The organism is Gordonia sp. p3-SID1431, from assembly GCF_025143765.1.
GTDB classification, from domain to species: Bacteria; Actinomycetota; Actinomycetes; order Mycobacteriales; family Mycobacteriaceae; genus Gordonia; species Gordonia hongkongensis.
Window position 1 is genome coordinate 38,879 of the sequence record NZ_JAMBDT010000008.1, and the last position, 25,838, is coordinate 64,716.

Annotated in this window: 27 protein-coding genes and 2 pseudogenes; 16 read left to right on the top strand and 13 right to left on the bottom strand. The window is 64.8% G+C overall.

Features of this window, described 5'->3' with window-relative positions; translation table 11 throughout:
• The first annotated feature begins 242 nt into the window (after positions 1-242).
• Positions 243-1,895 carry a cytochrome c biogenesis protein ResB gene (locus M4D77_RS03910; RefSeq protein ID WP_370659211.1) on the top strand — a complete coding sequence of 551 codons (1,653 nt, stop codon included), beginning with the start codon at positions 243-245 and terminating at the stop codon, positions 1,893-1,895.
• A gap of 123 nt (positions 1,896-2,018) precedes the next feature.
• A complete protein-coding gene (locus M4D77_RS03915; protein ID WP_011161122.1) occupies positions 2,019-2,333 on the top strand; it encodes a DUF4229 domain-containing protein in 315 nt (104 codons plus the stop codon).
• Positions 2,334-2,608: 275 nt separating this feature from the next.
• On the opposite strand, the gene M4D77_RS03920 is transcribed toward M4D77_RS03915, so the two are convergent.
• The gene (locus tag M4D77_RS03920) at positions 2,609-3,274 is read right to left on the bottom strand and encodes a M23 family metallopeptidase (protein WP_099047831.1); all 666 of its coding nucleotides are present in this window, start codon (positions 3,272-3,274) and stop codon (positions 2,609-2,611) included.
• A gap of 901 nt (positions 3,275-4,175) precedes the next feature.
• Here M4D77_RS03920 and M4D77_RS03925 point away from each other — a divergent pair.
• Entirely contained in the window at positions 4,176-4,526 is a 351-nt protein-coding gene (locus tag M4D77_RS03925; RefSeq protein ID WP_259935585.1) for a hypothetical protein, read from the top strand.
• A gap of 64 nt (positions 4,527-4,590) precedes the next feature.
• Here M4D77_RS03925 and M4D77_RS03930 read toward each other — a convergent pair whose 3' ends face one another.
• Together M4D77_RS03930 and M4D77_RS03935 are read right to left on the bottom strand one after the other, a co-directional pair.
• Entirely contained in the window at positions 4,591-5,211 is a 621-nt protein-coding gene (locus tag M4D77_RS03930) for a TetR/AcrR family transcriptional regulator (protein ID WP_223258858.1), read from the bottom strand.
• On the bottom strand, positions 5,208-5,735 hold the full coding sequence (locus M4D77_RS03935; protein ID WP_259935586.1) for a GNAT family N-acetyltransferase: 528 nt from the start codon (positions 5,733-5,735) through the stop codon (positions 5,208-5,210). The genes M4D77_RS03930 and M4D77_RS03935 overlap by 4 nt, the downstream gene beginning before the upstream one ends.
• Positions 5,736-6,142: 407 nt before the next feature.
• Here M4D77_RS03935 and M4D77_RS03940 point away from each other — a divergent pair, with 407 nt between their 5' ends.
• Entirely contained in the window at positions 6,143-6,904 is a 762-nt protein-coding gene (locus M4D77_RS03940; protein ID WP_259935587.1) for a hypothetical protein, read from the top strand.
• Between the two features lie 411 nt (positions 6,905-7,315).
• Here M4D77_RS03940 and M4D77_RS03945 read toward each other — a convergent pair whose 3' ends face one another.
• From M4D77_RS03945 to M4D77_RS03955, 3 genes are all read right to left on the bottom strand, one after another.
• Positions 7,316-7,696, bottom strand: coding sequence for an SRPBCC family protein (locus M4D77_RS03945; RefSeq protein ID WP_065631666.1), 381 nt, complete (start codon positions 7,694-7,696; stop codon positions 7,316-7,318).
• A 148-nt stretch (positions 7,697-7,844) separates the two neighbouring features.
• Positions 7,845-8,750, bottom strand: a complete 906-nt coding sequence (locus tag M4D77_RS03950) for an RNA polymerase sigma-70 factor (protein ID WP_259935588.1) — start codon at positions 8,748-8,750, stop codon at positions 7,845-7,847.
• A 29-nt stretch (positions 8,751-8,779) separates the two neighbouring features.
• The gene (locus M4D77_RS03955; RefSeq protein ID WP_065631664.1) at positions 8,780-9,994 is read right to left on the bottom strand and encodes an NAD(P)/FAD-dependent oxidoreductase; all 1,215 of its coding nucleotides are present in this window, start codon (positions 9,992-9,994) and stop codon (positions 8,780-8,782) included.
• 94 nt (positions 9,995-10,088) lie between these two features.
• On the opposite strand from M4D77_RS03955, the pseudogene M4D77_RS23825 reads away from it, so the two are divergent.
• The 4 genes and pseudogenes from M4D77_RS23825 to M4D77_RS03970 form a co-directional block, all read left to right on the top strand.
• Positions 10,089-10,268: pseudogene (locus M4D77_RS23825) on the top strand (hypothetical protein); the annotation flags it as partial.
• Between the two features lie 187 nt (positions 10,269-10,455).
• On the top strand, positions 10,456-10,896 hold the full coding sequence (locus tag M4D77_RS03960; protein ID WP_068970444.1) for an SRPBCC domain-containing protein: 441 nt from the start codon (positions 10,456-10,458) through the stop codon (positions 10,894-10,896).
• Positions 10,897-11,085: 189 nt separating this feature from the next.
• Complete coding sequence (locus tag M4D77_RS03965) at positions 11,086-11,676, top strand: dihydrofolate reductase family protein (protein ID WP_065631663.1); 591 nt, start codon at positions 11,086-11,088, stop codon at positions 11,674-11,676.
• Positions 11,677-12,662: 986 nt separating this feature from the next.
• On the top strand, positions 12,663-12,965 hold the full coding sequence (locus M4D77_RS03970) for a hypothetical protein (protein WP_068970445.1): 303 nt from the start codon (positions 12,663-12,665) through the stop codon (positions 12,963-12,965).
• A gap of 25 nt (positions 12,966-12,990) precedes the next feature.
• Here the strand turns inward: M4D77_RS03970 and M4D77_RS03975 are convergent, their stop codons facing one another.
• Positions 12,991-13,395 carry a DUF1801 domain-containing protein gene (locus M4D77_RS03975; protein WP_068970457.1) on the bottom strand — a complete coding sequence of 135 codons (405 nt, stop codon included), beginning with the start codon at positions 13,393-13,395 and terminating at the stop codon, positions 12,991-12,993.
• A 276-nt stretch (positions 13,396-13,671) separates the two neighbouring features.
• On the opposite strand from M4D77_RS03975, the gene M4D77_RS03980 reads away from it, so the two are divergent.
• The gene (locus M4D77_RS03980) at positions 13,672-14,112 is read left to right on the top strand and encodes an SRPBCC domain-containing protein (RefSeq protein ID WP_065631660.1); all 441 of its coding nucleotides are present in this window, start codon (positions 13,672-13,674) and stop codon (positions 14,110-14,112) included.
• Positions 14,113-14,225: 113 nt separating this feature from the next.
• Here M4D77_RS03980 and M4D77_RS03985 read toward each other — a convergent pair whose 3' ends face one another.
• Positions 14,226-15,113 (bottom strand): DUF5996 family protein, encoded by an 888-nt coding sequence (locus M4D77_RS03985; protein ID WP_065631659.1) that lies wholly within the window; start codon positions 15,111-15,113, stop codon positions 14,226-14,228.
• A 609-nt stretch (positions 15,114-15,722) separates the two neighbouring features.
• Between M4D77_RS03985 and M4D77_RS03990 the strand changes: the two genes are divergently transcribed.
• The 4 genes from M4D77_RS03990 to M4D77_RS04005 all read left to right on the top strand — a co-directional run bounded on the left by M4D77_RS03990 (position 15,723) and on the right by M4D77_RS04005 (position 18,342).
• Entirely contained in the window at positions 15,723-16,052 is a 330-nt protein-coding gene (locus M4D77_RS03990; RefSeq protein WP_212744287.1) for a hypothetical protein, read from the top strand.
• A 279-nt stretch (positions 16,053-16,331) separates the two neighbouring features.
• A complete protein-coding gene (locus M4D77_RS03995; protein WP_223258861.1) occupies positions 16,332-17,030 on the top strand; it encodes a PE-PPE domain-containing protein in 699 nt (232 codons plus the stop codon).
• Between the two features lie 101 nt (positions 17,031-17,131).
• Positions 17,132-17,662: a hypothetical protein gene (locus tag M4D77_RS04000; RefSeq protein ID WP_065631656.1), complete on the top strand. Its 531-nt coding sequence runs from the start codon at positions 17,132-17,134 to the stop codon at positions 17,660-17,662.
• Positions 17,663-17,730: 68 nt separating this feature from the next.
• On the top strand, positions 17,731-18,342 hold the full coding sequence (locus tag M4D77_RS04005) for an AAA family ATPase (protein ID WP_068970446.1): 612 nt from the start codon (positions 17,731-17,733) through the stop codon (positions 18,340-18,342).
• A gap of 98 nt (positions 18,343-18,440) precedes the next feature.
• On the opposite strand, the gene M4D77_RS04010 is transcribed toward M4D77_RS04005, so the two are convergent.
• Entirely contained in the window at positions 18,441-18,890 is a 450-nt protein-coding gene (locus M4D77_RS04010) for a GNAT family N-acetyltransferase (RefSeq protein ID WP_238994896.1), read from the bottom strand.
• A gap of 168 nt (positions 18,891-19,058) precedes the next feature.
• Between M4D77_RS04010 and M4D77_RS04015 the strand changes: the two genes are divergently transcribed.
• Complete coding sequence (locus M4D77_RS04015) at positions 19,059-19,352, top strand: hypothetical protein (RefSeq protein ID WP_065631654.1); 294 nt, start codon at positions 19,059-19,061, stop codon at positions 19,350-19,352.
• Positions 19,353-19,367: 15 nt separating this feature from the next.
• On the opposite strand, the gene M4D77_RS04020 is transcribed toward M4D77_RS04015, so the two are convergent.
• Positions 19,368-19,883 (bottom strand): MarR family winged helix-turn-helix transcriptional regulator, encoded by a 516-nt coding sequence (locus M4D77_RS04020; RefSeq protein ID WP_083207431.1) that lies wholly within the window; start codon positions 19,881-19,883, stop codon positions 19,368-19,370.
• Positions 19,884-19,924: 41 nt separating this feature from the next.
• Here M4D77_RS04020 and M4D77_RS04025 point away from each other — a divergent pair, with 41 nt between their 5' ends.
• Both M4D77_RS04025 and M4D77_RS04030 read left to right on the top strand, forming a co-directional pair.
• Entirely contained in the window at positions 19,925-22,066 is a 2,142-nt protein-coding gene (locus tag M4D77_RS04025; protein WP_065631653.1) for an MMPL family transporter, read from the top strand.
• A gap of 129 nt (positions 22,067-22,195) precedes the next feature.
• The gene (locus M4D77_RS04030; protein WP_165630004.1) at positions 22,196-23,896 is read left to right on the top strand and encodes a plasmid pRiA4b ORF-3 family protein; all 1,701 of its coding nucleotides are present in this window, start codon (positions 22,196-22,198) and stop codon (positions 23,894-23,896) included.
• A gap of 12 nt (positions 23,897-23,908) precedes the next feature.
• Here the strand turns inward: M4D77_RS04030 and M4D77_RS04035 are convergent, their stop codons facing one another.
• From M4D77_RS04035 to M4D77_RS04040, 3 genes and pseudogenes are all read right to left on the bottom strand, one after another.
• On the bottom strand, positions 23,909-24,103 hold the full coding sequence (locus tag M4D77_RS04035) for a hypothetical protein (RefSeq protein ID WP_065631650.1): 195 nt from the start codon (positions 24,101-24,103) through the stop codon (positions 23,909-23,911).
• Between the two features lie 35 nt (positions 24,104-24,138).
• Positions 24,139-24,456, bottom strand: a pseudogene (locus M4D77_RS23830) (nuclear transport factor 2 family protein); the annotation flags it as partial.
• A gap of 130 nt (positions 24,457-24,586) precedes the next feature.
• Complete coding sequence (locus M4D77_RS04040; RefSeq protein ID WP_065631648.1) at positions 24,587-25,759, bottom strand: acetyl-CoA C-acyltransferase; 1,173 nt, start codon at positions 25,757-25,759, stop codon at positions 24,587-24,589.
• Positions 25,760-25,838 lie beyond the last annotated feature (79 nt).

The window sequence follows — 25,838 nt, forward strand, 5'->3', positions numbered from 1 at the left end:
CGCCGCAGCGGGGCGCATCACTGCTTGTCATCTGCGTGCCGAAATACTACGCTACGTAGTATTTCAATGTGGGCAGGAAGAGCAGGTGGGACCCGGATGGCGATGCGGGCGAGGAAGTCCCGGCGGCCGATGGTGCTGGGAGTCGACTGGCAGACAGCTCAGGATCACGTCGCCGACCGCGCACTCTGTTCTCTCGCGAGGGATGACGACCTCCCGGGTGCGGCGTTACCCATACGACGACGATGATGCACACCGACACCATCGAAGCGCCGACGCCGCGACGACCACGCCGCCGGCTTAGCCCCCTACCCAGATTGTGGCGCTCGCTGACGTCGATGAAAACAGCACTCATGCTGCTGTTCCTGTTGGCCGCGGCGGCAATCCCGGGCGCTCTGCTGCCGCAGCGCCCACTCAACGAACAGAAAACAACCCAGTACATTGTCGACCGCGGCGCCCTCGGCACGTGGATGGACAGACTGCAGCTCTTCGACGTCTTCGCCAGCTCGTGGTTCACCGCGATCTACGTCCTGCTGTTCGTGTCACTTGTGGGATGCCTCACTCCCCGAATCCTCGAGCATCTGCGCGCGGTCCGAGCCCGTCCAGTTCCCGCGCCGCGCAACCTCACCCGCCTGCCGCGGCACCTCGAGGACACCGTAGAAGGAACACCCGAAGAGGTTGTTGCCCTCATCAACGCCAACCTCCGGGGCTGGCGCCGAGCCACCACCACACGACCAGCGACTACGCACCGACCCACCGCAGCCGTAGAGATCTCCGCGGAAAAGGGTTACCTCCGCGAGTGGGGCAACCTCGTGTTCCACTTCGCCCTACTCGCCTTGCTGATATCGATCGCGGCCGACAAACTTTACGGCTACGAAGGCACCCGCAGTCTCGTCGCCGATGGCACACAAGGGTTGTGCAACACCTCGACCGCGGTTTATGACTCATTCCGCGCAGGCAGCCTCGTCGATGGCACCGATCTCTCACCATTCTGTGTCCGCGTCGAGGGCTTCGATGCCCGGTTCCTGCCGAGCGGTCAGCCCGACATGTACGAAGCCGACGTCACCTACACCGGGGACGTGCGACAGTCCGATCCCGATACGTGGAGCACCGCACGCGTCCGAGTGAACGAACCGCTGCGAGTAGCAGGCGACCGCGTCTATGTCCTCGGCAACGGCTTCGCACCGACGTTCACTGTGACGTTCCCCAACGGTGAGCAACGCACTCAGACAGTACTGTTCATTCCCGACAACTTGCAGACGATGCTGTCCTCCGGCGCGGCCCGTTTCGATACCCCAGCCGGCCTCTACCCCGACCCAGACGAACGTCGCAATCGACAGATCGCGATCGAGGGCCTATTCGCGCCCACCGCAGCATTCCAAGGAACCCTGCTCACCTCATCGTTTCCCGTGCCGAATGATCCGTATGTGGCGATCAGGATCTACCAAGGCGACACCGGACTGGATACCGGTCGCCCGCAGAATGCGTACTCCTTGAACCGAGCGCTCATCGAGCAGGGTCGGCTCCAGCAGCGGGCACAGGTCAATCTCAGCCCGGGACAGACTCACACCATCGCCGATGGCACCGTGGTGCGCTTTGATGGGTATGAACGCTTCGTGTCCATGCAGGTATCACACGGGCCGGCACAGAACTGGGTTCTGTTGTCGGCGACCGTGATGCTGTCTGGGTTACTTGTGTCTCTATTTATCCGGCGTCGCCGAATCTGGGTGCGGCTAGTGCCCGTCGGAGTCGACGGCCAACGCACCGCAGTAACAATCGCAGGTCTGGCCCGCACCGATCAGGCCGGGTGGGGCGAAGACTTCGACCAGCAGGCGCGGCGATGGCTGACCCAGCCAGGGCCGACAAACCGCCGACCACGGCGCGCACATCAGCCATGAGATCTCACATCCGTACAGATCTCATCTCATTGAACCGCCCCCCCTGCAGGACGCGGCACCGAACCAACTGTCACGTCACAATCCATCCCGATCGCATTCACGCCACACGGAGGCCCATAGACCATGCGCAGAAACACTTCTCACGGCGCCGCCACCACGCCGGCCTCTTCGGCCAGATCCCTCATCGCCATCGCGCTGCTGTACAACATCGCGCGCCTAGCACTCGCTGCTGCGCTAACTGGACTAATTCTGCTGGTCGCCTACCTAATTGACGTGGACGTCCCGTTCTTCGTAACCGTCGTGCTCGCCGTGATTCTCAGTAGTCCAGTCTCGATGATCGCCCTCAAACCCCTACGAACTCGTATCAATTACCGGGCCGAAGCAATGGACTCCCGCCGAGCAACCAAGAAGGGACTCGCCAGACCGGACGCGACATGAGTTGGCATCAGGCCAGCAAACATGATCAGCCAGGCCCGACTGTCCTGCCGAACATGCAGTGCGGTCTGCCGGATCGGTGAAACCAGCGCAGTTCACCCTCGATGACCACCGACCCGCACCGTTCCTCTCAATCGATCGGGCTAGGCGTCAACTGTGTGGCCGTCGAACCGATCACTGGCCCGCGCGGATTTGGCCCGACCTAGTCTCGTCTCGAGAGCTCGCGACACCTGAGCGGGACCAACTCGTCCTCATACCTCCCGCGCCGATACGGCGGGTCATCCGACGACGTAGACGCCCCGGGTTCTCAGCCACTGTGCAGGATCGAGTTTGGGTCCATCTTGCTGCCAGACCTCGTAGTGCAGGTGTGGGCCGGTGGAGTAGCCGCGGTTTCCTACCGTTGCGATTTGCTCGCCGGCCTGGACTCGCTGCCCGACGCTCACCAGTGTCTCGTTGATGTGCCCATACACGCCGATCGTGCCGTCGTCTTGCAGCACTCGTATCCACAGCCCGAACCCATCAGCCGGACCGGATTCGATAACCTGCCCGTCGCTGGTCGAGACCACCGGTGTGCCAATCGTGTTGGCGATATCGAGGCCATAGTGCGTGGTACTCCAGCGCGCTCCGTAACTCGAGGTCACGGTGCCGTAGGTCGGTGCCGCCGACCGTGGCCGTTGTGGCACCGGGGGTTCAGAGGGCCGCGCGCGATCTGGCTGTGCCAGTTCTCGCATAACCGAGGTCAGCTCATCGCGTGACGATGCCCCTGCCGACGTGCGGTTTCGCTGTGCGTCCACCGATCCGACGGTTACAGATCGTGGGGCTGCTGCGGACTGGACGTCGACGGGCACGCCAGTCTGGGTCAGGGGAGTGATCGTTGGGTTGTGTTGATCGGCGAGCGCGGTGGCCGCGGTCCCGCCGGCAGCGCATAGAACCACCGCGGCCATGAGTGATCCACTCAACCCGGCAGCGGCCGCCGACCGAGTGGAGGTGTCCGAGACCTCTTCGCCGTCAAGAACCTCGAAGAAGCCTGACTGAGCTTGCTCGCTGGACTGAGGTTCAACGACACACAACGCCCGCTCCCACGGTGCGGTAGGTGCTGCCGATGAATGCCTGCCGAGGTCGAGCGGGCGCTGCGAGCGAGGCGGCCCGAAAGATCGATGGGCACGCCCGGCTTGGCGGGGTAGGGCGGTGCGCGAGCGCGCGGTGTATGGACGGCCACTGCGAGGTGGGTATGGCGGCGCCGCCCCGGGCGCCGTCGTCGATCGAGCATGCGGCGAGTAGGAGGGCACCGGGGCGCCCGAGATGATGGGCCGAGTGAACCCGGCCGGCACCTCGGGTTGGAGAGGCATTCGGTGTCGCCCGGCCGCATGCACGACGTGTGCATGCTCGGGCCGTGCGAGTCCAGGGGTGAGGCTCGCTGATGCGTCGCGCCGGAACGCAGAGATACCAGCGGAGGGCGGGCTGGGATCAGCTTTGCGATGCCGTGCCAAGGGGAGTCCTTCAGTCCAAGCGTCAGTCCGGATGGAAACAGTTCGATATCGAACGAGCCACAGACAGGTTACTACTATCCCGGTTAGTTTCTCCCCGTTGGCCCCAGGATCGATCCTTCGGGCTCTGCGAAGCTCCGATGGTGCGTTTGGTTGACCAGCGGGTACGTTGTGGCCGACTACGGGTCGGCGTCCATGCGTTCGCCAGTTCCCGCCTGGGCAACTGCGTCGGCAACGAAGCGTCCGGCTCGTAACGGTCACCATAGATCGAAACGACTGGGGGCTAGGCTGACAGCCCCTGTCGCCGACAGCCTGCACTCGACGATCACCCGCCAGAGAGCGTGACGGCGGTCCTGGCATGATCGGCCGCATGCGTGGACTGCTACGAGCGCTCGGGTGGGGTGCGGTCCTCGCCGCTACTGCCGGGATTGCTGCCCACTATTCTGGCCTGGTCAGCAATCTCGCGTCCCGGCTGGCGGCGTTCACGCCGGTGCTGATCATCGTCGGCGTCGTCGGTCTGCTGCTGTTGCTCGCTGCGCGCGCCTGGCTCTCCGCGGCAGGAGCTGTGCTCGTCATCGCCGTGGGCGTGACGGCGCAGGCCCCGCTGTATCGGGGGGCGCCGCCACCGACGGCGCGTGAAAGCTGGAATTACCTTATGTCACATAACCATGATAGGTGTTCTCCCCCAGCTGTTTTCGAATGCCGATAATAGATATTATGTCAAGTAGATGATTGCATACTCATCTGCTGTATTAACCCGCGCCGATCACCCACTACTGCGGGCCCTCGGGCACGACTCGTCCAGCCAGAGAGTCCAGAGCCATGTGGACAGCGGTTGTGGTTCGTCGGACGTCGCCGGTTGCCAGCAGGTCGAGGAGACCGCCACGGAGGACGGCGAGAACAGCCGTCCGTTCACTTTCGGCCTTCGACGTTTGCCGGACGCCTGTCGGTTGCGCCTCGGCGAGCATCGTCAGCCAGTCGTCGACAGTCCCCTGCGCGAACAGGCTCCACGGGCCGTCGGGGTCGGTGAGCGCTCGACCGTAAGCCTCGACCCACAATGCCAGTACCGGTCGTTGCGAAGGCGTGGACAGCCATTCCCACACCGCTCGTGCAACGGCGAAGATATCCCGTGCAGCAGGCTGTTTTGCGAGGACTACGCGCCCCGCCATCGATTCCATCTGGTCGGCGCGAGCGTGCTGCAGCAGTGCCTGGATGAGTCCATCCTTGCTGCCGAACAAGTACAGCAGCACACGCGGACTCGACCCGATCGCGGTCGCCAACGGTCGTAGCGACAGGGAGGCTGCCCCGTTGTCGACGATGTAGGCGTATGCGGCGTCGAGGAGCTGGACTCGACGGGCAGAGCCTGTCGCCAGCTCAGGCCGTGGCGCGCTCACAGAGTTTGTGACCAGGTCTGTTCGACCAGATCTTTTCCGAACAGGCGGCTCGACCACTCGGTGTCCAGCGCGAATCCGGCGTCAATGTAGACGCGACGAGCTGAAGTCAGGGAGTCGACCGTCCAGAGTTCCATCCGCTCATAGCCCGCTCGCCTCGCGAAATCGACGCTGGTCCCGACCAGACGTCGACCCAGCGAGTGCCCTCGCGCCTTCGGATCGACCAAGAGCACTCGCAGCTTGGCGGTGCGCTCATCCTGTCCACGAGTGCAGAACACCGAGCCGACCCGCGCGCCGTCGAGTTCGGCGACCCAGCCGGCCTCGGTGTCTTCGTCGTGGTTGCGGGCAAAGGCGGCAACGATGTCGGCGACCAGCGTCTCGATCGTTATGTCCCAACCGAACTCGCGCGCGTACACCTCGCCGTTGGTCTGTACGACCCACCCGAGGTCGCCTGGCTTGCCGAACGGACGGAGCACGACACCACCGGACGGCGGGGTCGACCACGCCGCTGCTGTTCCCTGGGTCATCGCGACCTCCGAGTAATCTCACTGAAACGAGTGTTTCAGTACGGTAACACGCGCTGCGCGAATTGAGCCGTGCGACGGCGTTCACCCTCTCTACGTCGGCGGCGACCACGCCGTCGTCACCCGGACGTACAGAGCCCTGGCTGTGGTGACGCGCAGTTCCGACGACTGCTACCTCGCGATCTGGGCCGGCCATTCAGCGTGTCGTGTCTCCCCCACCGGGTGGGCCTCGGATGTACACCCCGAGCTGCGACTACCACCTCTACACCAACAGCTCTCACCACGAGAACGTCTGTCGTGCAGAGTGATACGTGGCCGGTTGGCCGGAAACTGCCGTCAAGCTCTGAAGACGTGAAGGCTGACCGATCACATCCGGTGGTTTCCGTGTTCTACTGGTCACAGGTGACCTCATGCCCGACGGCGTCGACCGTCGGTTTGCCGAGTGCATGGGGATCGAAGTGAGTCTGTACCACGAGGACCGTCTCCTCGAATCCCGCTTGCACCGTGCTGTACCTCTCGCCCAGGTCGACCTGCTACGCCGGAGCGTCCCGTTTGCCCGTGACGTATTCGACCAATTCATCTATTCCGCCACCCAGTACTCAATCGTGGAGGGAACGTGGGACACGTTCGTCGGAGAGAGCCTCCGGTACCTCGCTCTCACCAGTGACGAGCCGGCGAACTCTGTCCCGCCGCTGATCCCCCCGGAGATCGCCGCCACGGTCGCCGACATCATGTCCAGATTTCGCCGCCGAGCACCCGGCGAACCGGTCATCGACGGGCATTCGATGACAACCGTTCATCAGCAGCAGCTCGGTGAAGAGTTGATGTTCGCCCTCGGCGGCGACCACGACGACGGAGTTCATGCTGCGGGCACGCGCGCCTACAGCAAGATGATGTCGGCCCGAATCGGTGACGGTTTTGTCCACCCAGTCGTCGGGGGTCATTTCTGGAGCGACATATACGCTGCGGAGTCCCGCCACCCAACGATGGGTCCACACGTGACCGTGCTTCCCACGATCGCCGCCGCCGTCGAACGATGGCACGCCTCCCCCGCCGACCGCCCGCGATGCGAACGCATCATCTGCGACCGTGCCCACTCCCGCGGGTGGAAAGACCTACCACCCAGCGATGGCCGGTGGGTGGCCGTGACACCCAGTGGACTGCTCTCATGATGGCGTCGGTCCGGGGCACTGATATTGGGCGACGGTCGCTCGTACAGTGAGGCGATGACGGACTCGCGGCTTCTGCGCTCACTGTCGACACTGATCGGAATCCTCCTGGTCAGTGTTGCGGTCGCGGTACCGACAGCGGTCGCTCTGGCGTGGCCGCTGATCTATCTGTCCGAGTCCGTGCTGCACCTGGGCTGTTCCTCGACCACGATCGATGGGCAGCAGGTGTGGGTCTGCCCCGACGGGATAGGGTACGTGATTCCGGGGGTAGCCCTGGTCGTGCTCTTGACCATCGTCGGCGTCGTTGTCGGTATCTTCGTTCAGCGCGATGCCCTGAGGCCGCCGGCAGCGGCAATCGACTGGCGCGGCGGGGCCGGTGTCATCACATCTCTGACGCAGCAGCGCCTTTCGAGGTCAGCTTCCGAGACCAGACGCGATCCGTTCGATCCGCGGCAACGCGATGGCCAGTACCGGCAGATACGGTACCGCCCAGACCGGCGCACCGAAGCTGAGAATGCAGCCACCCGCCACCGGGATCACCTCGTGCCGCGTCGCGTTCACACCCGCCACCTTCCACGCCCACAATCGTCCGTCGACGAACTCGGTGATCTCGAACGGCACGGGTACCCCCGCGACAGTCGTGATCGTTCCGCGTGTCCCAGAGGCCAACTCGACGTCACCGTCTACCTGCGCCCCGAAAACCGTGGGTCCCCATGACGGCCAGGCGTTCACATCGGTGATCGTCGCCCACACTGCGTCAGGAGCCAGATTCATCCGCAACTCTGTCGTCGGCATGCCATGCCGAAAACCAGTGCGAACTCGCAGCACCGACCTGAGCGATGCGGGAGTCGACAAGTTGTGCAACATCGGACCATCGTCGCAGAACAAGGCCCGGCGCGGCCCTCATCGCCTTGTTCCCGCATAGAAACGTGCCGGGTGAACGTCACCGTGCGATCGTTCGCGGTTCCTCGACCCCGGCGAGCTTGTCGGGATTGCGCATCGCGTAGATCTGGTCGATCACGCCGTCGACAATGTGGAACGTGAACACGCCCTGCAGTTTTCCGTCGAAGTACACGAGCATGCCGGGCTCGTGATTGAGCACGGCCACCTCCGCACGATAGTCGTCGATCGTCGTCCCGAGTCGCGCGAATCCGGTGAGCAGGCGCGCCACCGGCAGCGAACCCTGAATGGGCCGTTTCACCGCCGTGGCCTTGCCGTCACTGTCGGCGGTGAACACGACGTCGGGCGACAGCAGCGCCATGAGCGATTCGACCTCACCTGACTGCGCGGCGGCGAGAAACTCCTCGACAACCGCTCCGGCGCGTTGGGCGTCGACCGGCTCGAACCGGGGCCGCCGCGACTCGACATGCGACCGGGCGCGGTGCGCGATCTGGCGCACCGCGGCCGCCGACTTCGAGACCATCGATCCGATCTCGGCGTAGGAGAACCCGAACACCTCGCGCAACACGAACACTGCACGCTCGTCCGGACTCAGCGATTCCAGCACCACCAACATCGCCGTGGACACCGACTCGGCGAGTACGACGTCGTCGGCGAGGTCGCGGTCGTCGAGCAGGATCGGCTCGGGGAGCCACGGGCCGACGTACTCCTCACGACGCCGCGAGCGCGACCGCAGGGTGTTGAGTGCCTGGCGTGTGACGATCTTCGCGAGGTAGGCCTTCGGGTCGGCGACTTCGACGTCGTCGACCTCCGCCCACCTCAGGTAGCTCTCCTGCAGGACATCATCCGCGTCGGCGGCGGAACCGACGATCTCATAGGCGACGGTGAACAGCAACGGCCGCAGTTCTGCGAATCGTGCTGCGCGACGGTCGAGTTGACCGCCTGTCATGGCTACTCCGTTCGTCGACGGGCCGTTCGTCATCGTCCGACCGGTTCACGCTCGGCGGTCGCGCTCTTCGCTGCACCGAACCAGCTGAACTTACCGGGCCGCGCGGCCTCACGCCGGATGTTGGCCACGGTTTCTCGGCACACCAACTCCTTCGTCCAGGCTGCGAGACGACCGGTCACCACCGCCGGCGTCGGCGAATCGTCGCGGCGCGTGAACTGCAGGGTGGCCGCATGTCGGCCGATGCTGGCACACTGCGCGACGAAGCCCTGGTCGACAGGGCTCGGCTGCTCACCGGCGATCTTCGCGAGGACCGCGTCGGCGGCCTGGGCGCCCAGTGGTTCAGCGGCCTGACAGCTCATCCGCAGCGTCATGCCATCAACAGCCACCGCGTCACCGGCGCCGATGATCCGGTCGTCGTCGATGCTGGCCAGGGCGGCGTCGGCGCGCAGGCGGCCGATCTCGTCGGTCTCCAGGCCGCTGGCGGCCGCGAGTTCCGGCGCCTCGAAGCCGGTCGCGAGAACCGTTGCCGCGCTGGGTAGCACGATTCGTTGACCGTCGATGTCGACGGTGACGGTCCGCTCCCCGAGCTCGACCACACGTCCCTGGTCCATGACATCGACACCCAGTCGATTCAGCTGCGTCTCCGTGGCGCGTCGAGCCCGGGCGCTCACCGAAGCCGCGAACTCACCGCCGCCCACCAACCGGACGCTGTGTCCGCTCTCGGCGAGTTCTGCCGCAACCTCGATCCCGGTGAGTCCCCCGCCGATGACGGTGACCGTCTCGTGCGCCGCCAGATCCTCGACGCGTTCGCGCATGCGTTGTGCACTCTCCCAATCGGCGATGAACAGCGCATGGTCCGCGGCCCCTGGGATCTCGGGGGTGCGGTGGCGGGTGCCGATCGCGTAGATGAGGTAGTCGTAATCGAGGTGCGCGCCCGACGCCAGATGGACTCGCCGTGCGTCGGCGTCGATGCGCGTGGCGGTGTCGGCGAGAACGCGGATGTCGTCGGCCAGCACATCGTCGAATGCGATCTGCGGATCACCGGTCCCCGAAACGAACTGGTGGAGCCGTATGCGCTGTACGAAGAACGGCTGTGGGTTCACGACCGTGACGTCGACCGCACGATCACGCCGGAGCCGGTTGGCCGCCATCGCGCCGGCGTAGCCCGCACCCAGTACGACAACGTGCGTCCGCTCCCCGTCAGCCTTGTCGTCGCCGATCTGGTTGATGTCGGTGGTGTTCATGGTCCCGCCTTCCGTGGTGGTGTTCGATAGTGCTCGCCCTCGAGACACCGGCGGCGACGAGAATGTGACACCCGGGCCGAATCCGCTGGTCAGCGGCCACCCTCGGCGCCGACCTGCGCCCGACACGGTAGTGGCTCTCATCGGGGTGATCACCGGTCTCGTCGCAGCTGCCCTGGGATCGGCGGCGGTCCTGCGGCAACCGCCGTGGCCTCGGATGATCGTCCGGCCGGACCATCTTTCCGATCCGCCAATGCGGTCGACCACACCGCGCTGAGAACAAAGGCGTCTAGGCGGCAAACGCTCCATCCTGATGCGGATCGCCGACTGGACCCATCCAGCGCTTCCGTCGTCCGAGCGCCGATGAGTTCCCGCCGCGCCGGGAGTCTGCCCGGGTGGGACGAGACCGTCCGCACCGAGCCACCGATGCCTGCAGACATCGACGACGACAAGGCAGGATCACCATGATCGACACAACCGGAGCAACCCTCACCCACACCGTCGACGCCTCCCCCGACGCCGTCTTCGACGCGTGGACGACGCCGCAACTCTTCGCCGCCTTCTTCGGCGGTGCCACGAATGAGGTCCCCGTCGACTCGGTCACGCTGGACGCCCGACCCGGAGGCACCTGGACCGCAACCATGATCGCCGACGCGGAAATGCCCGAGTTCCATTGGCGCGGGGAGTACATCGAAGTGCAGCGACCGAGCAAACTCGTGCTGACGATGACCGACGAGCCGGGCGACGCACGTGAACTTCTCACCGTGGACCTCATCGCAGTCGACGCCGGCACCGAGCTCCGCTTCAGCCAAACCGGCGGAAACCTCACCGATGAGCAGTACGAGTACGCGACGGCCGGCTGGCACGCGGCGTTCGAAGCGCTGAATGCTGTGCTGTCCGGGTAGTCCCGAGGCGCTGTCGCATACGCGGAACGGAAAGCGCAACCGTCCCGACCGGAGCTATCCGGGCGAGGAGTTCACAAATACCGCCTATCGGGGCCACGAGCCCCCCATCGTCGCCAGGACGTGCAGAGCCCTGGCTGCGGGACGCGCAGCTCCGATGACTTTTCGGGCCCAGAGAAAGAAGCAAGGATCGTGAGCAGACTGATCATCAGCATGTGGACCACTCTCGACGGTTATGTCGCTGGCCTCGATGACTCCATGGACTGGCTACTCGCCGATTCCGACCTCATGAACTACGAACTCGCCCTCGTCGAGCACGCCGGCGCGCTCCTGCTCGGCCGGATCACGCACGCCGACTTCGCCTCCTACTGGCCGGCTGTCGCCGCCGGAACGATCGACGCCGACGACGGCAATCGGCGTTACGCCCGTCGCCTCGACCAGCTCGACAAGTTCGTCGCCTCCCGTTCCGGTGACATCGCCGCATGGCCGGTGACCCAGCACGTCACAGAAGTGACCGCCAGCGAGATCCAGCGCATCAAGGATCGCGCCAACGGCGATGTGGTCGTCTACGGCAGCCTCAGCTTGATCGCGACACTCAATGCGATGAACGCGGTCGATGAGTTCCACCTCATCGTCAACCCGATCTTGCTCTGCAAAGGCAAACCCGTCCTCGACGCACACCAGCCTTCAACCCGACTGGAACTGATGGAATGCCGACCCTTCTCCTCTGGCGCAGTCTTGCTCAGATACGCCGCCCTGACGACACCCGCGACTCATGAATGAAATCGAATCACCTCCCCGCAGGCACGGTGCTAATGGACACGAACGTAGGGTGGCACGGGAGGTGCAATCGACTGACCGGCGACGCGGCTGGTGACATCACATCGCGTTTTCCGAGGCCAGCTCTCCGAGACCGGTCGCAATTCGTTCAGTCAGCCGTTTCCTATCCGCTCTCGTGTGCGCGACGCCGCGAGAACCCGCCACGCCCGCGGACTGATCACGTACATCGCGCGGGATCGTCTACTGAAGTGCGACGGATTCGTGATGCACCAGCGCCGGGCGATTGCCGCGACCGGTTGATGAGCGGTCTCGGCGCGAGGTCATCATGCGCGCCCTCGAGTCGACTCGTGATGATCCACTGCTCGAGACTCGTGCCGGCATCGGCGAGGAGCTGGAACAGTTTTCGGACGGTGATGCCGTGCGCCCGCGCGATCGACACCGGCGACAAGTCCGGATCGCTGAGGTGCATGCGAACGTGTCCGCGGGTCCTGGGAAGCAACACAGCAGCTGACCGACGCCGGCCTGTCGGCCGAGACGATCGCCGCGGCCCACAACGTGTCGACCCGGGAGCTGTACGCCGACTGGCCCAGTTCCGAAAGGCGGCTGATGGATCACGTCATCCGACGCCGCCTCGACCGTGCCCGTGACGCCATGATCGCCCGCGCTCATGGGTTCAGCGACTCAACGCATTTCACCAAGCGGTTCCGAGCCGCTTCGGGGTGACCCCGTGACAGTCGCGGCGCGACAATCTGAACTCGTGACGACAAGCCGCCCGGTTGCACGGCGCCGCGACCTCGTGACCACCCACCGAACGCTAAGGAAACTGATGCCGCGCTGGCATCGCCTGCGGTCTCGCGTCGACCACCGCGGCCGCGGATGACCCCGGGCCGGATTACTTTCCCGGCCACTGATCACCACTCAGAGTCACGCCCCCCCGTTTGCGGGAAAATGCCATGCGAGTACTGCTGTGAGTCTTTAACGTCCCACGAATGATTGCGCAACAGAACGATGACTGGCGCCCGGCGCCGGCTGACTGCCCGGTCGATCTGGTCGTCGACGGAGAACTGTTTCAAGTGACAGTCCGTGCCGACGGTGGGTATTCAAGCAAGTGGACGTCGGGCCCGAACCCTGGGTACGGCTTCGGCTCCAGCGGGCCGCGAGTTGCGTGGCAGAGCGACGACGGGCTCCCGCCCGCCCCGCTGCCACTCCCCCTGCCGACGATTCGCGACCACCGCGAGTCGATCAGGGAGTTCCTCTCGAACATCAACCCGGAGACCGGATATCTCGATTGAGCGGGATACCGGACCCGCGGTGATCTCAACCTCCGTGGGACGAGCGTGTCTGCGCCAACGATCGTTCGAGAAGCGTTGTCAGCACTGCGAGATCGACATCTCGGAGCCGAGTGACGTGGAGGCACGACTTGGCGACGCGACACTTTCCCAGCCGGTCGATGAGATCTGGCCACTGCGTGGCGAAGTCGCTGACCAGGTAGATGGTGTGATTCTTCGGGCCGGGCGCGAAAGCGAGTTCCGGCGCCCGACCGCCATGCCCGCTGGCGTAGCGGTACTCGTACTCGCCGAAGCCGATCATGCGGCCGGCCCAGAGGACGGGCCGGTGTCCGGAGATCTCACCGAGCAAGGCGACCAGTTCATCGGCCTCGTCCCGACGTGGACCGACTGCTCGGTCGAGCACTTCCTCGATCGGCGCCTCGGACGGCCTCATCGCGGGCGCCTTGCCGCCGGCTCGCGGTTCTTCGTTCACAATCGATACCCACCGGTTCTCTTCGCCTGGAATGGCACGTCGCCGAGAAACTAGCAGACCTGATTGGTAGATCGGCACCGATCAGGACTCGCCCGACTGCTTCTGCCCAACCGCACCCTCCCCGCCGTGAGCCCGATGAGTTCTGCGAGCAACGAGGGTCTGCCCTCCTGCGGACCGAGCCGTCCGCGGCGAAACATCGATGTCGGCCGACGTCGACGACCAGAAGGCAGTCACACCATGACGGACGCAACCGGGGCAACCCTCACCTACACACTGAACGCTTCTCCCGCCGCCGTGTTCGACGCGTGGACGACGCCGGCTCTGTTCGCCGAGTTCTTCGGCGGCAGCGCGAACCAGGTCCCCGTCGAATCGGTATCGCTCGACGCCCGACCCGGGGGCACCTGGGCAGCAACAATGATCGTTGGGGGCGATTTCCCCGAAGTCCATTGGCGCGGTGAGTACGTCGAGGTCAGCCGACCGAACAGACTCGTACTGACGATGACCGACGAGCCGGGTGATGAACGTGAACTCCTAACCGCTGACTTCATGGCAGTCGACAACGGCACCGAGATCCGTTTCAGCCAAACCGGTGGCAACCTCACCGACGAGCAGTACGAGTACGCGGCCGCCGGCTGGCGCGCGGCGTTCGAAGCGCTGGACGCTCTGCTCGCCGGATAGGCTCGGGGGTTAGGTGGCGAGCGGCGCCGCTGAGCGAGATTGCAACCGGCCAGGACGAACGATGAACAGACCTCGACGTCTGGACGTCGGAAACGTCCGCCGCCGGCTCGCGTCTAGTCCCAGCCCGCCGTCTCCGCCGCCGCTCGATGAGTCTGCTCGAGGAACTTCAGGACCACGGCGTCCGGGTCCGGCGATTGGCGTACAAGCTGATACGGCAGGATGTACTCGCCCAGTGCGGCATCCCACCGCGCCGGAGCCTCGACCGCCGGGTGCGTGTCGTAGCCCTCGGGATGTGGGTAGGCGTAGGCGTAGAAGGCCCCCTCCTCGGCGCCACCCGGCCAGTAGCCCGCGCTCGACACCTCGTCGCTGTAGGCCTCGTGCATCACCCAGTCGGGGCAATTCGGCACCCCACCCGGATGCTGGGGTGCACTGCGTCCCGAGAACCGTGTGACGGCCAGATCGAAAGCGCCCCAAAAGAAGTGGACCGGTGACGACTTGCCGCGGAAGCGGCCGCGGAACTCCGACAGCACGCGGTGCGCACTGACGAGAGACCGCCAGAACCGAGACACGGCGTCGGCGTCGTACGACGAGTGGGCGGTGTCCTCGGCGAACGGGGTCGCATCAGGCAGTTCGACGGGGGTACCGACGATGGCGATGTCGAAGCCGAGGTCGGCGAGGTGAGCGGTGTACTCCGCGTAGAAATCGGCGACCGTCCGCGGTTCCAGCTTCATCTGACGGGTGCTGCCATCGGTGACGAGGAAGAGCAGCTGGTGGTCCAGAAAGTCGAAGCGGATCTCGAGGCCGCGGTCTCCGACGGCCATCAGGGACGTGGTCAGGCCACGCGCGTCCACATACAGCGGTACGCCCCACCAGTGGTTGACCTCGGGTCCGAGAGCGAGACGCGTCTTGCCGACGATCTGGGTCCACAACTGGACGGTGTCCCTTGTGTCGACCCACGACTCCACCGGTAGTGCGGGCCAAGCCTCGTATTTGGTTTCCATGTCGCCAATGATCCCGGACGCGTCAACTCGAACGTGCCGATGAGCCGTCGGCCCTGTGAAGTTTCGACGGAGACACCGACGAACACCTGCGTAACCTGTCGCGGAGACGGCAGTCGGACACGACCTCGACGTCGCTATCAAGGAGGAGCATTGCCGCGCATCACGCTCGGAACGGTCTTGATGTTCGTCGCGATCGGAACCACCATCGTCACCGCGTTACTCGGGGCGCCGGATTGGCTGATCGTCGTCGTAGCCGCCTTGCTCTTCGTGCTCGCCCTGGTGCTCCCGATCGCAATACGGGACTTCGGGGCGAACAGGCACGTGCAAGGCCGAGGGGCCGAGAGGCCAGCGGGGGCTCCGTCCCGGCCGCCGCACAGTCGTCATACGGGAAGCTCCGACTCGTCCTCGAGTTGGTTCGGTTTCGATGGCGGATGGTCAGGCGACGGCGGCTCCGATTCCTCTGGCGGAAGCTCGGGTGGCGGCGACTAGTGGGTCGACCACCCGGTCCATTGCGAGACGTCGACGAATGGCTGGTCCACTCCCCCCGCACCTCCTCACGGTGACCTGGCTCTACGTCCCGACGCCGACGAGTGGCCTAGCACCAGTGAAGTGCGGGTGCGCCTCTCCCCCGGCCAGGCAGGCGGCACCGAGTTGGAGCTCATCCATGCAGCATTCGTCGGAGAACCCTTGTTCGCGACGTACGGACCAGGTGCCGGCGGGGTCGGTTGGGATCTATTGCTCCTCGGTCTGACCCGGCTGCTCGTCGATGGCGAAACCGCTGACCACGAAGCAATCGAGAAGTCTCCCGAGGGACGCGAGTTCATCCGCCGTAGCGCGGCGGCCTGGGGAGAGGCACACCTCGCGGCCGGAGGTGAACCCGCGCAGGTCGCGGCCGCGGCTGCGGCCACCGCGAAGTTCTACGCACCCGATTCGGTGTGATTCCGGGTCTATTCGCGATACAAATCGGCAAACAACAGCGTTAAACGCCTATCGTCGGACCGCCGTCCCTTTTCTCGCATCCCCCCGGCGAGATTTGCGATGTGATAGACATTCGTCAGACCTCTGAGGCGGCTTAGAATGAAGCAATATTCGCGAATAGTCCTGGTGCTCATTGTGGCAATCGGAATCGGGCAATGGACACCGAATGTCGCAGGTGCAGCGCCGGGCCCGGGTGGGGCGACAGTGCTGACACTGGACCCGGCCTTCCGCTCGCTTCCGATGAACTGGCTGCGCGGTGAGCTGTTCGCACCACCCAATCGAGTGGTGAACGTGCCGTACAACAACTTTCCCGGCGCGACGAACACCCACCGCGGACGCGACAAGTTGAACGAGATGCTGCACGAGATCCCCGGGCGGAAGATCGTCGTCGGACACAGTCAAGGCGCGCAAGTTCAGGATGATTGGCTACGCACCTACGGTCCCACCAGCGACATCGACCCTGCCACAGTGACGTTCGTCCTGACCGGTGATCTCGAATCGAAATACAACGGTTGCGCCAACCAGGGAGGATGCCGCGCGGACTACGGCGGCAACAACTTTCCCGATGACACCCGATACACCGTCAAGATAGTTGCGCGACAATACGATTTCTGGGCCGATGCACCCAACCGCGACCTCATGAACGACGCCGCCCGACGAAACCACAGTGCGTCGGATTCGGTCGGCGGACGTGGTGAAGGCCGCCCGGTACACAACGACTACAGCATGATCGGGCTCGACGATCCGGCCAACAAGACGTTCGTCGAAGGCAACGCCACCTACATTCTCGGCGCCCCGGCAACCTATTACCTGCCCATGGTCACCCAGATGTGGACGACTGCCGCCCGCAAGGCCGAAGAGGACGCACGACTTCGTCCGGAGGTCGAGAAAGCCTACGACCGGCCGATGGGTTCGCCGCCGGCCCCCTCTGACACCTGAGCCGGTTCATCTGACCCGAATCGGACAGAACCGAAGTTCGAGCGCGCGCCGGCACCTAACATCAGGACTGCAACGTGACGGCATGACGAGCGAGGACCGGCATGAAAAAGACCCTGAATTCCCTGTCCGAAAGCGAATATGTACTCGTCCGCGAGACCAAGAAATCACAGATGGCCGGCCTCGACGAGGACGGACTGATCGATCTGCACTCGCGAATCCGGCGCGCACGGAACAAGCACGTCACCCTCTACCGCCGTGCGGGTGCTGAGAAAGTCAAGACCAAAGGCGGCCGTGGGAGCGCGAAAGCAGCAAATGCCCGGAACGCCGCTAAAGCCGAGGTCTTCGAGGACGCCTTGAGCCGCGTGAGCCGTCGACTGGCCAGGGTTTCTCGAGACGCCGCTCTCGAATTGAAGGCCGAGCGACTGGTCCGGGCGCGTACCGACAGCCCGACATCTCAAAAGGACACCGGCAAGGGCAGAGGCAAGGACAAGGGCAAGGGCAAAGTGGCGTCGTCGGGACGAATCCGGACCGACGACACCCGCGAATCACCCGGTCGAAAGAAGTACGAGGCCTCGACCATCGCCGCCGGTGCGCGACGTCAGACCAAGAAAGACCGGAGGCACGAATCCTGACCGGCGGACCGACATCGCCCCTGACCGCTTCACCGGAAGCGCTGCCCACCTGTCGGTAACCTCACGTCATGTTGATCTGGATCAACGGCGCCTTCGGCGTCGGTAAGACACAGACCGCACACGAGCTTCACCGCCGGCTGACTGCGTCGCACGTGGCCGATCCCGAACTCCTCGGATTCGCGATGCACAAGATGCTGCCGCCCGCCCGGCGCGACGATTTTCAGGACCTACCGCAGTGGCGCACGGGCGTCACCCAAACCCTCTTGGATGCCGAACAATCCAGCGACTCCCCGGTGATCGTTCCCATGACGCTCGTCGACGCTGAGTACTTCGACGAGATCGTCGGTGGACTCAAAGAGCATGGCGTCGATGTCAGGCACTACACCCTGACCGCTTCCGTCGAAGTGATCCATCGACGTCTCAGAGCCCGCCTTGCTCACCGTCTCGGCCCCATCCTCGGCGCCGATGAGACCTGGGCGATGAAACAGACTGGGAGGTGCGTCGCCCGGCTTGGCGAGGACCGATTCGCAAGCCATGTGCCAGCAGACGAACGCAGTGTCGACCAAGTTGTCGAGCACATCGCCGACGATGCCGGACTCGAACTCTCCCGTCCCCGTTTGTCTTCGGCGCGTTATCAGCTGCGTAGGGCAGCAGTCGCAGTTCGACACATCCGAACGTGAGCCGACACTCGTCCGCGAGACTTCTAGAGGCCTCGAATGGCCGTGGTGACGGTGAACAAGTTCTGCACCCGCGATTCGCCGCGGCGTGAAACTAGGTCTCACGGGACCCCGGCGCGCCGAAAGTGCAGCAACGGAAACGGCCGGCCGTCGGAATCCACCGGCGAGCGGCCCACCTGCTCGAACCCCCTGCGCCGATAGAACTCCACGGCGCCCGGGTTCTGTTCGTTGACGTCGAGTTCGTCGACGCCGCCGTGCGCGACCGCGTGATCGAGCAGCACCGTGCCGATGCCCCGCCCGTGGGCGGCCGGATCGACGAACAGCATCTCGAGCCGATTCTCTGCGGTTCCGCTGAAGCCGACGACCACTCCGTCGGCCTCCGCGACGACCAACTCGACCGCCGGAAAGTAGTCACGTGCGAGCCGATCCGCGTAGCCGTAGATGTCGGCAGGAGTCAGGAAGTGATGCGTAGCCTCGACCGCCGAACGCCACACGGCCACGAGGCGGTCCGTGTCGGCGTCGTCGGCCTGCCGAAGTCTCACCTCAGCCACGGGTCGCCGAACGAGCGCGGGCCCAGCAGGTCGGTGTATGCACGATCGGCACAGTAGTGCGCGCCGGCGTCGAAGGGCAACGGTGTTGTGATCTGCCGCAAACCCCGGCATCGCCGTTCTCGGCGGATATCGTGATCACGACACAATCCGCAGGGCGAGGGGTAGCACGTGCTCGAGATCCATGGTCTGTCGAACGAAACGGTCGTACTCGATGGCGAGTGGTTCGAGAAACTCCGCGGCGGCACGTCCAAGACCCGGTTGCCGGCAGCATCGTTCGTCTCCGCGGAGGTCACCGAGACCAACCGACGGAAGAAGCTGTTCGGCGGTGAACGCGAACAGCTCCTCCAGGTGACCCTCACCTTCTCGCGCCCGCCGTTCGTCGGGCTGATGACGTCGGCGGAGAACCGGGCGAAGGTCGACGCACTCGTCGCCGGACTCGAAGCAGCCCGCGACGCGGGTTGAGCAACCGACGCGACGCTATGACGGCCCCGAGCTCCGATCCTGTTGCACGCGAATCAGTTCGAGCAACAATCGACGGAGTTCCGGTTCTGACGCGCCGATGGACGCGATCAGCGCCGGGTCGGTTCGCTCCCGTTCCAGCAATGCGCGGTAGACCTCGGCACCGGCCGGAGTCGCGCTCACGTGCTTTCTCCGCTCATCGTCGGGATCGACCTGACGCCGCACGTAACCCATCCGTTCCAGTCGCTCGATGGTGCGGCTCGCAGTTTGATCGGTCACCCTGGCCTTCTTGGCGACCTCGCGCTGGGTGGCCGGTCCCGTGCTCACCACATGGAGGACGACGAGTCCAGCGCTCGAGATGTCGTACTCCCGCAGTACCGCCTCCCAGGCGTGCTCGACGAGCCGTGCCGCCACCGACAGCAGCCGACCGGTCGGCCACCCGTCCATCCCGTCGTTTCCGTCGTCCACCTTGTCCTGCCGATTCTCTACGTCACACCCCGCAGACTTGCAATTGTTCAGCCTGCTGAACATCATGGTGCTCACGCACTCCACCCGCAACCGACGAACGGAAGCCCGTGAACCCACCCACCTCTGCTCGACGAGTCAGTCGCTTGCGATGGATTCTGCCAGCCCTCTTGGTCATCGGATGGCTGGCCCTGGGTTCTGTCGGCGGACCGTTCGCCGGAAAACTCGGTGACGTACAGGCGAACGACAACACGTCGTTCCTGCCCGCATCCGCCGAAGCCACCGAGGTCTCCCGCCTGGAAGCGGACTTCGTGGACTCCTCCGAGATCCCGGCCGTCGTGGTGGCCGAACGTACGAGCGGCATCACCGACGCCGACCTCGCGTTCGTGTCCGAGGCGGTGGGCAAGGTCGCCGGCACGGACGGGATCTCCGAGCGAACGTCTCCGCCGATCCGCTCGCAGGATGGTCAGGCGATCCAGATGATCGTGCCCGTCGACTCCTCCGGGGAGATCTCGGAAAGCATCGAGGCTCTGCGTGCGGAACTCGCGAACGGCCCGCCCGAGGGACTGTCGGTGTATGTGACCGGACCCGCAGGCATCGCGGGCGACCTCACCGAGGCGTTCGGCGGGATCGACGGCTTGTTGCTACTGGTTGCCGGCGCGGTCGTCATCCTGATCCTCATCGTGGTGTACCGCAGTCCGATCCTGCCGTTCGTCGTGATCGTGTCCGCCGTGTTCGCGCTGGGGCTCGCCAGTCTGCTGGTCTACGTGCTCGCGTCGAACGACGTGCTCACCCTCAACGGCCAGAGCCAGGGCATCCTCTTCATCCTCGTGTTCGGTGCGGCGACGGACTACGCCCTGCTCCTGGTGTCCCGCTATCGAGAAGAACTGCGACTCACCGCCGACAAGTACGACGCCATGCGGGCCGCGTGGCGCGCGACCCTCGAACCCGTCGCCGCCTCCGCCGGCACGGTCATCGCCGGTGTGTTGTGCCTCCTGCTGTCGGATCTGAACTCCAACCGCGGTCTCGGTCCCGTTGCCGCGATCGGTATCGCGGCGTCGTTCCTGGCGTCGATGACGTTCCTCCCCGCGGCACTGACCCTGCTCGGACGCAGTGCCTTCTGGCCGAAGCGACCGGTCGTCGACCCGGCGTCGGCGCAGCGTGAGGACAGCAGCAACCATCGCTTCTGGGGCGCCTTGGCGAACCGGATCGGACGGCACCCCCGGCGCTTCTGGGTGGCAACGACGTTGCTCCTCGTGCTCTTCGCGTTGTTCCTCCCCCAGTTCAAGGCCGACGGTGTCGCGCAGTCCGACACCTTCCTCGTAGCGGTGGAGTCGCAGGAGGGCCAAGAAGTCCTCACCGCCCACTTCGACGCCGGGGACGGTTCACCCGCGGTCATCATCGCCGACGCCGCATCGCTGCAGCAGGTGCAGAACACGGCGGCGAATGTCGACGGCGTCGCCGAGGTCGTCCCGGTCACCGATCCGGGCGGCGCCCCCAAGACGGTCGACGGACGGGTCGCTCTGCAGGCGACCCTGACCGATCCGGCCGATTCCCTGGCCGCCGAGGAGACCATCGAGCGTCTTCGCGACGCGGTGGGGAACGTCAACGGCGCCGACGCGCTCGTCGGCGGTCCTACCGCGGTCGACCTTGACACCAAGACGACGGCCATCCACGACCGGAACCTGATCATCCCGATCGTCAGCATCGTCGTGCTGCTCATCCTGTGCGCGCTGCTCCGGGCGATCGTCGCCCCGATTCTCCTGATGGCCACCGTCATCCTGAGTTTCGCGGCGACTCTGGGAATTTCGTCGATCGTGTTCAACCACATCCTCGGATTCCCCGGCGCAGACCCGGTCGTGCCGCTGTTCGCGTTCGTGTTCCTGGTCGCGCTGGGCATCGACTACAACATCTTCCTGATGACCCGCGTCCGCGAGGAAGCACTGCAGATCGGTACGCGCCGAGGTGTTCTCCGTGGGCTCACGGTCACCGGCGGAGTCATCACCTCGGCCGGCGTGGTCCTCGCGGCGACGTTCTCCGCCCTGGCGGTCATCCCGCTGATCTTCTTGGCGCAGATTGCGTTCATCGTCGCCTTCGGCGTCCTCCTCGACGCGTTGATCGTCCGGACGCTGCTGGTCCCGGCGCTCGTCTACGACATTGGCCGTCCCGTGTGGTGGCCCAGCGCGCTGGCGAACAAGGAAGATGTCCCGGAGGACGACGAGTTGGTGGAGGCAGGACCAAGGCAGGACTAGGAAAGTCCGGACTCTTCATACCGAACAGCCGACGGTCCCGGCCCTCAGGAGCCGGGACCGTTCGACCGCCGGCCGGACCAGCACTCGACCTGGCCGATGACGGCGATGCTCGCGATAGGATCGGTGCCGATGAGCCGGAAGAACAAGCAGTCCCGCGGCGCCAAGCGGACCGAAAAGACGAAGAAGCGGGCCGCGCGCCGAAGTAGCAATGTGATCCCGATTCGCGGTCGCGACACCTCGGAGATCGACATGCTGATACGCGAGTTCGAACGTTGGCTGCCCAGTGTGGAATTCGAAGACGATCCGGACAAGCAGGCAGCCATCGTCGACGCCGTCAGAGCGCTGGACTTTGCCGTCGGCTACGCATTGCCAGACCATCGGCCCACCGAGTGGTCGCTCGAGGAGGTCGATGCGGCAATCGACTTCGCCGAGTACATGGAAGAGGAAGAGGACGACGCCTTACCGGCAAGCATTGCGGTCTTCGCACTGCGCTTGTTCATCGATTTCCTCGTCACCACTTCCAGGTGGACTGCAGCCATCAGCGCCGATGTCGTGATGGGGGCTTGCCAGCAATACCTCCTCGACTCCATGGGCGGGCTGAAGGTCGATGTAGACGACATCGACAGCTCCACCGAGCGCGATGCATTGGAATCGGTTCGGGTTTTGCAGCGGCTCGATGTGTTGATGGACTGGATCGGCCACAAACGGCCGGTGACGCCAAGTGGATGGCTCAAGCCGGCACTGCTTCCGGACCTATTGCATGCGCTGGAGATCGAGCCACCAGCAGCAGCACTCAAGGCAATGAAACATCATCGCGTTCTTGCTGAGATCTGGGAGCTCGCCCGGGATGCCCAGTTGATCGCAATCACTCCATCCCATGTCTACCCGGGCCCGGCGGCCGCGTCCTGGCGTGGATCAGAGTCGTTGACGACGCGACGCAGCACGCTGGCTGCGGCCGTCGGCAGAGCGTTGACCTCTGATTCGAGTGCAATGGCACAGTTTGTGGACGGAATCGTCGCGCGCGTCGTATACCACGGTCTGACGATCATGCCGTTTGCCGCCGATCGCTTCGCCGCCCTGCGCGATGACGGGCTGATCTCACCGGAGATGCCCAGGGCCCATTCTCGCATCGAGCACATCATCGAGGACGGGTGGCTCGTCCTCAACGAGGACGGTGACTACGTCGTCCCCGAGGGGTTGCGACCCGCTGTGTGGGACGGATTTCCGGAACGTCACATTCCGGAAAGCGGGGAGGCGACGACCATGATCACTGTGCGCGCCGAACTCGCCGGCGTCCGACCCAGAGTCTGGCGACGGATTCGAATACTCGCGTTGGTTCCATTGAACGAACTCCACGAAGTGCTGCAAGCTGCATTCGCCTGGAACGATGCGCATCTCTACGCGTTCACGACTCCATGCTTCGGCCACGAGCACCGGTATCTATCAGACGAGGCGATGGGCACCGCACGGGCCGGCAGGTACACGGAGTCCGTCTTCGACTCGACTCTGGGTGAGCTGGTCGACGAGCCCGGCGACGTGGTGTCCTATGAGTACGACTTCGGGGACGGCTGGGAAGTGAGCATTGTCGTCGAGGCATTCACCCCGATGAATGACGGCGAACCGCCGGTGTCGATCGTCGCCGGCGGCGGAACCGCCCCTTTCGAGGATGTCGGCGGAGTTCCCGGATGGGCGGATTTCATCGAGGCCGTCAACGATGAGACGCACCCGCGCCATCTGGAATTACGCGAGTGGGCGGGCCTGACACCTGGTTCGGCCTTCGACCCGACGTCGTTCGACATCGATGTGGTCAGGCGCCGATTAGGCGTGTGATCCACAGCGGGCTTAAGCCGACGCGGCGGACCGGTTGGTTCGGCGTCGGACAGCAGCACCGATGACCGTGATCGGGTGATTGAGCAGCGTGGCGATCCGGCCGACGAGGGTGTTCGGATCCCGCGCGACCCCGAGCTGCATGAACATTTCCAGACGGTCGAAGTAGGCGCGCTCCGCAACCAGATCTGAGCCCGCGAAGGTGAACACCGCGACGATGGGCAGGTAGAGAGCCGACCCGTCGGGGCAAGTCCGCGGTATGGGCCCAGATGTGTTCCGCGAACTCGCGTCTCACAGATGACTCGATCGTCGTGATGGCACAGCGTCTCGGGATCGACATCGAAATGCATGTCCGGCAATGCGGTGAACAGTTCGTGATATGAGGCCGATACCGCGTCGTGGCCATCGGCGATCTCACCAGGCAACTCGGTACGTGCCGCGCCGTCTTTGAACGTCGCCAGCGTGGCAGCGACGTCGTGCCGATTCTCGGTCTCGAGATGCGCCAGAACGGTGGCCTCCCGCGTCGCGACGAGCGCTGCTGCATTCGGGTCGGTTGGGTTCATGAGGTCCCCGCAGTCATCGGCCCCGCCCCGAACAGCGGGTATGCGCAATCACGGTACCGGGCGGACGCAACGTGTGCGACCGAGATACGCCGAATGGACGACGAGCACGCCCGCCCGGACCGCCGACGGCTCAGCTGAGTCGCTCGTAGATCGTCGCGTTGGCCAATCCGCCTGCCTCACACATCGTTTGCAGGAGGTAACGACCGCCGCGCTGTTCCAGCGCGTTGAGTCCCGTGGTCGCGAGGCGGGCACCGCTGGCACCAAGCGGGTGGCCGAGCGCGATCGCACCGCCGTTGACGTTGACTCGATCCACGTCCACCCCGAACTCCCGCGACCACGCCAGGACCACCGGCGCGAACGCCTCGTTCACCTCGAACAGGTCGATGTCCTCGACACGCAAACCACTGCGTGACAGTGCCTTCCGCGTTGCCGGGATGATGCCGGTGAGCATCAGGAGTGGGTCGTCGCCGGCGACCGCGATGGTGTGCACCCGTGCGCGCGGACGCAAACCGAGTTCGACGGCCTTCTCCTCGCTCATCAGCAGCACCGCCGACGACCCGTCGCTGATCTGACTCGCACTCGCCGCGGTGATCCGCCAGTCGATCTCGGGGAACCGACGCGCGATCGCCTCGTCGTAGTAGGCCGGCCGCAGCCGGGCGAGGTCGTCGAGGTTGCCCCCGAGACGAATTCCCTCGTCTGACGTCAGCCCCGCGATGGGCGCGAGTTCGTCGTCGAAGAGTCCGTTCTTGGTGGCAGTGGCGGCGAGATCGTGTGACCGCAAGGAGAATTCATCGATCTCACGTCGCGAGATGGCCCAGCGGGCGGCGATCAGTTCCGCCGAGATGCCCTGACCCACGAGGCCCTGCGAGTATCGTTCGCCGAACGCCCGTCCGTTGAGATCGGCGGTACCGGCAACGGCCGAGCCCATCGGGATACGGGACATCGATTCGACACCCGCGGCGACCGCGATGTCGTACGTGCCCGCGATGATGCCCTGCGCGGCGAACGCGATGGCCTGTTGCCCGCTTCCGCATTGGCGGTCAACGGAGACCCCCGGCACGGATACGGGGTAGCCGGCGGCCAGGAGCGCGCGCCGCGCGATGTTGAAACTCTGCTCCCCCACCTGACTGACAACACCGGTGATCACGTCGTCGACGAGTTCGGGATCGACACCCGAACGGTCCACGACTGCTCGGAGGCTGTGCGCGAGGAGGTCGACGGGATGAACGTCATGGAGGGCGCCGGTGGGCTTGCCCTTGCCGATGGGTGTGCGAACAGCGTCGACGATGACCGCAGATCTCATGACTGATCCTCCGTCAGTGTGCGGATCGGAACGCAACCCGATCCGGATGATGGCTGACTTTTGTCTGCCAAAGTCAGGT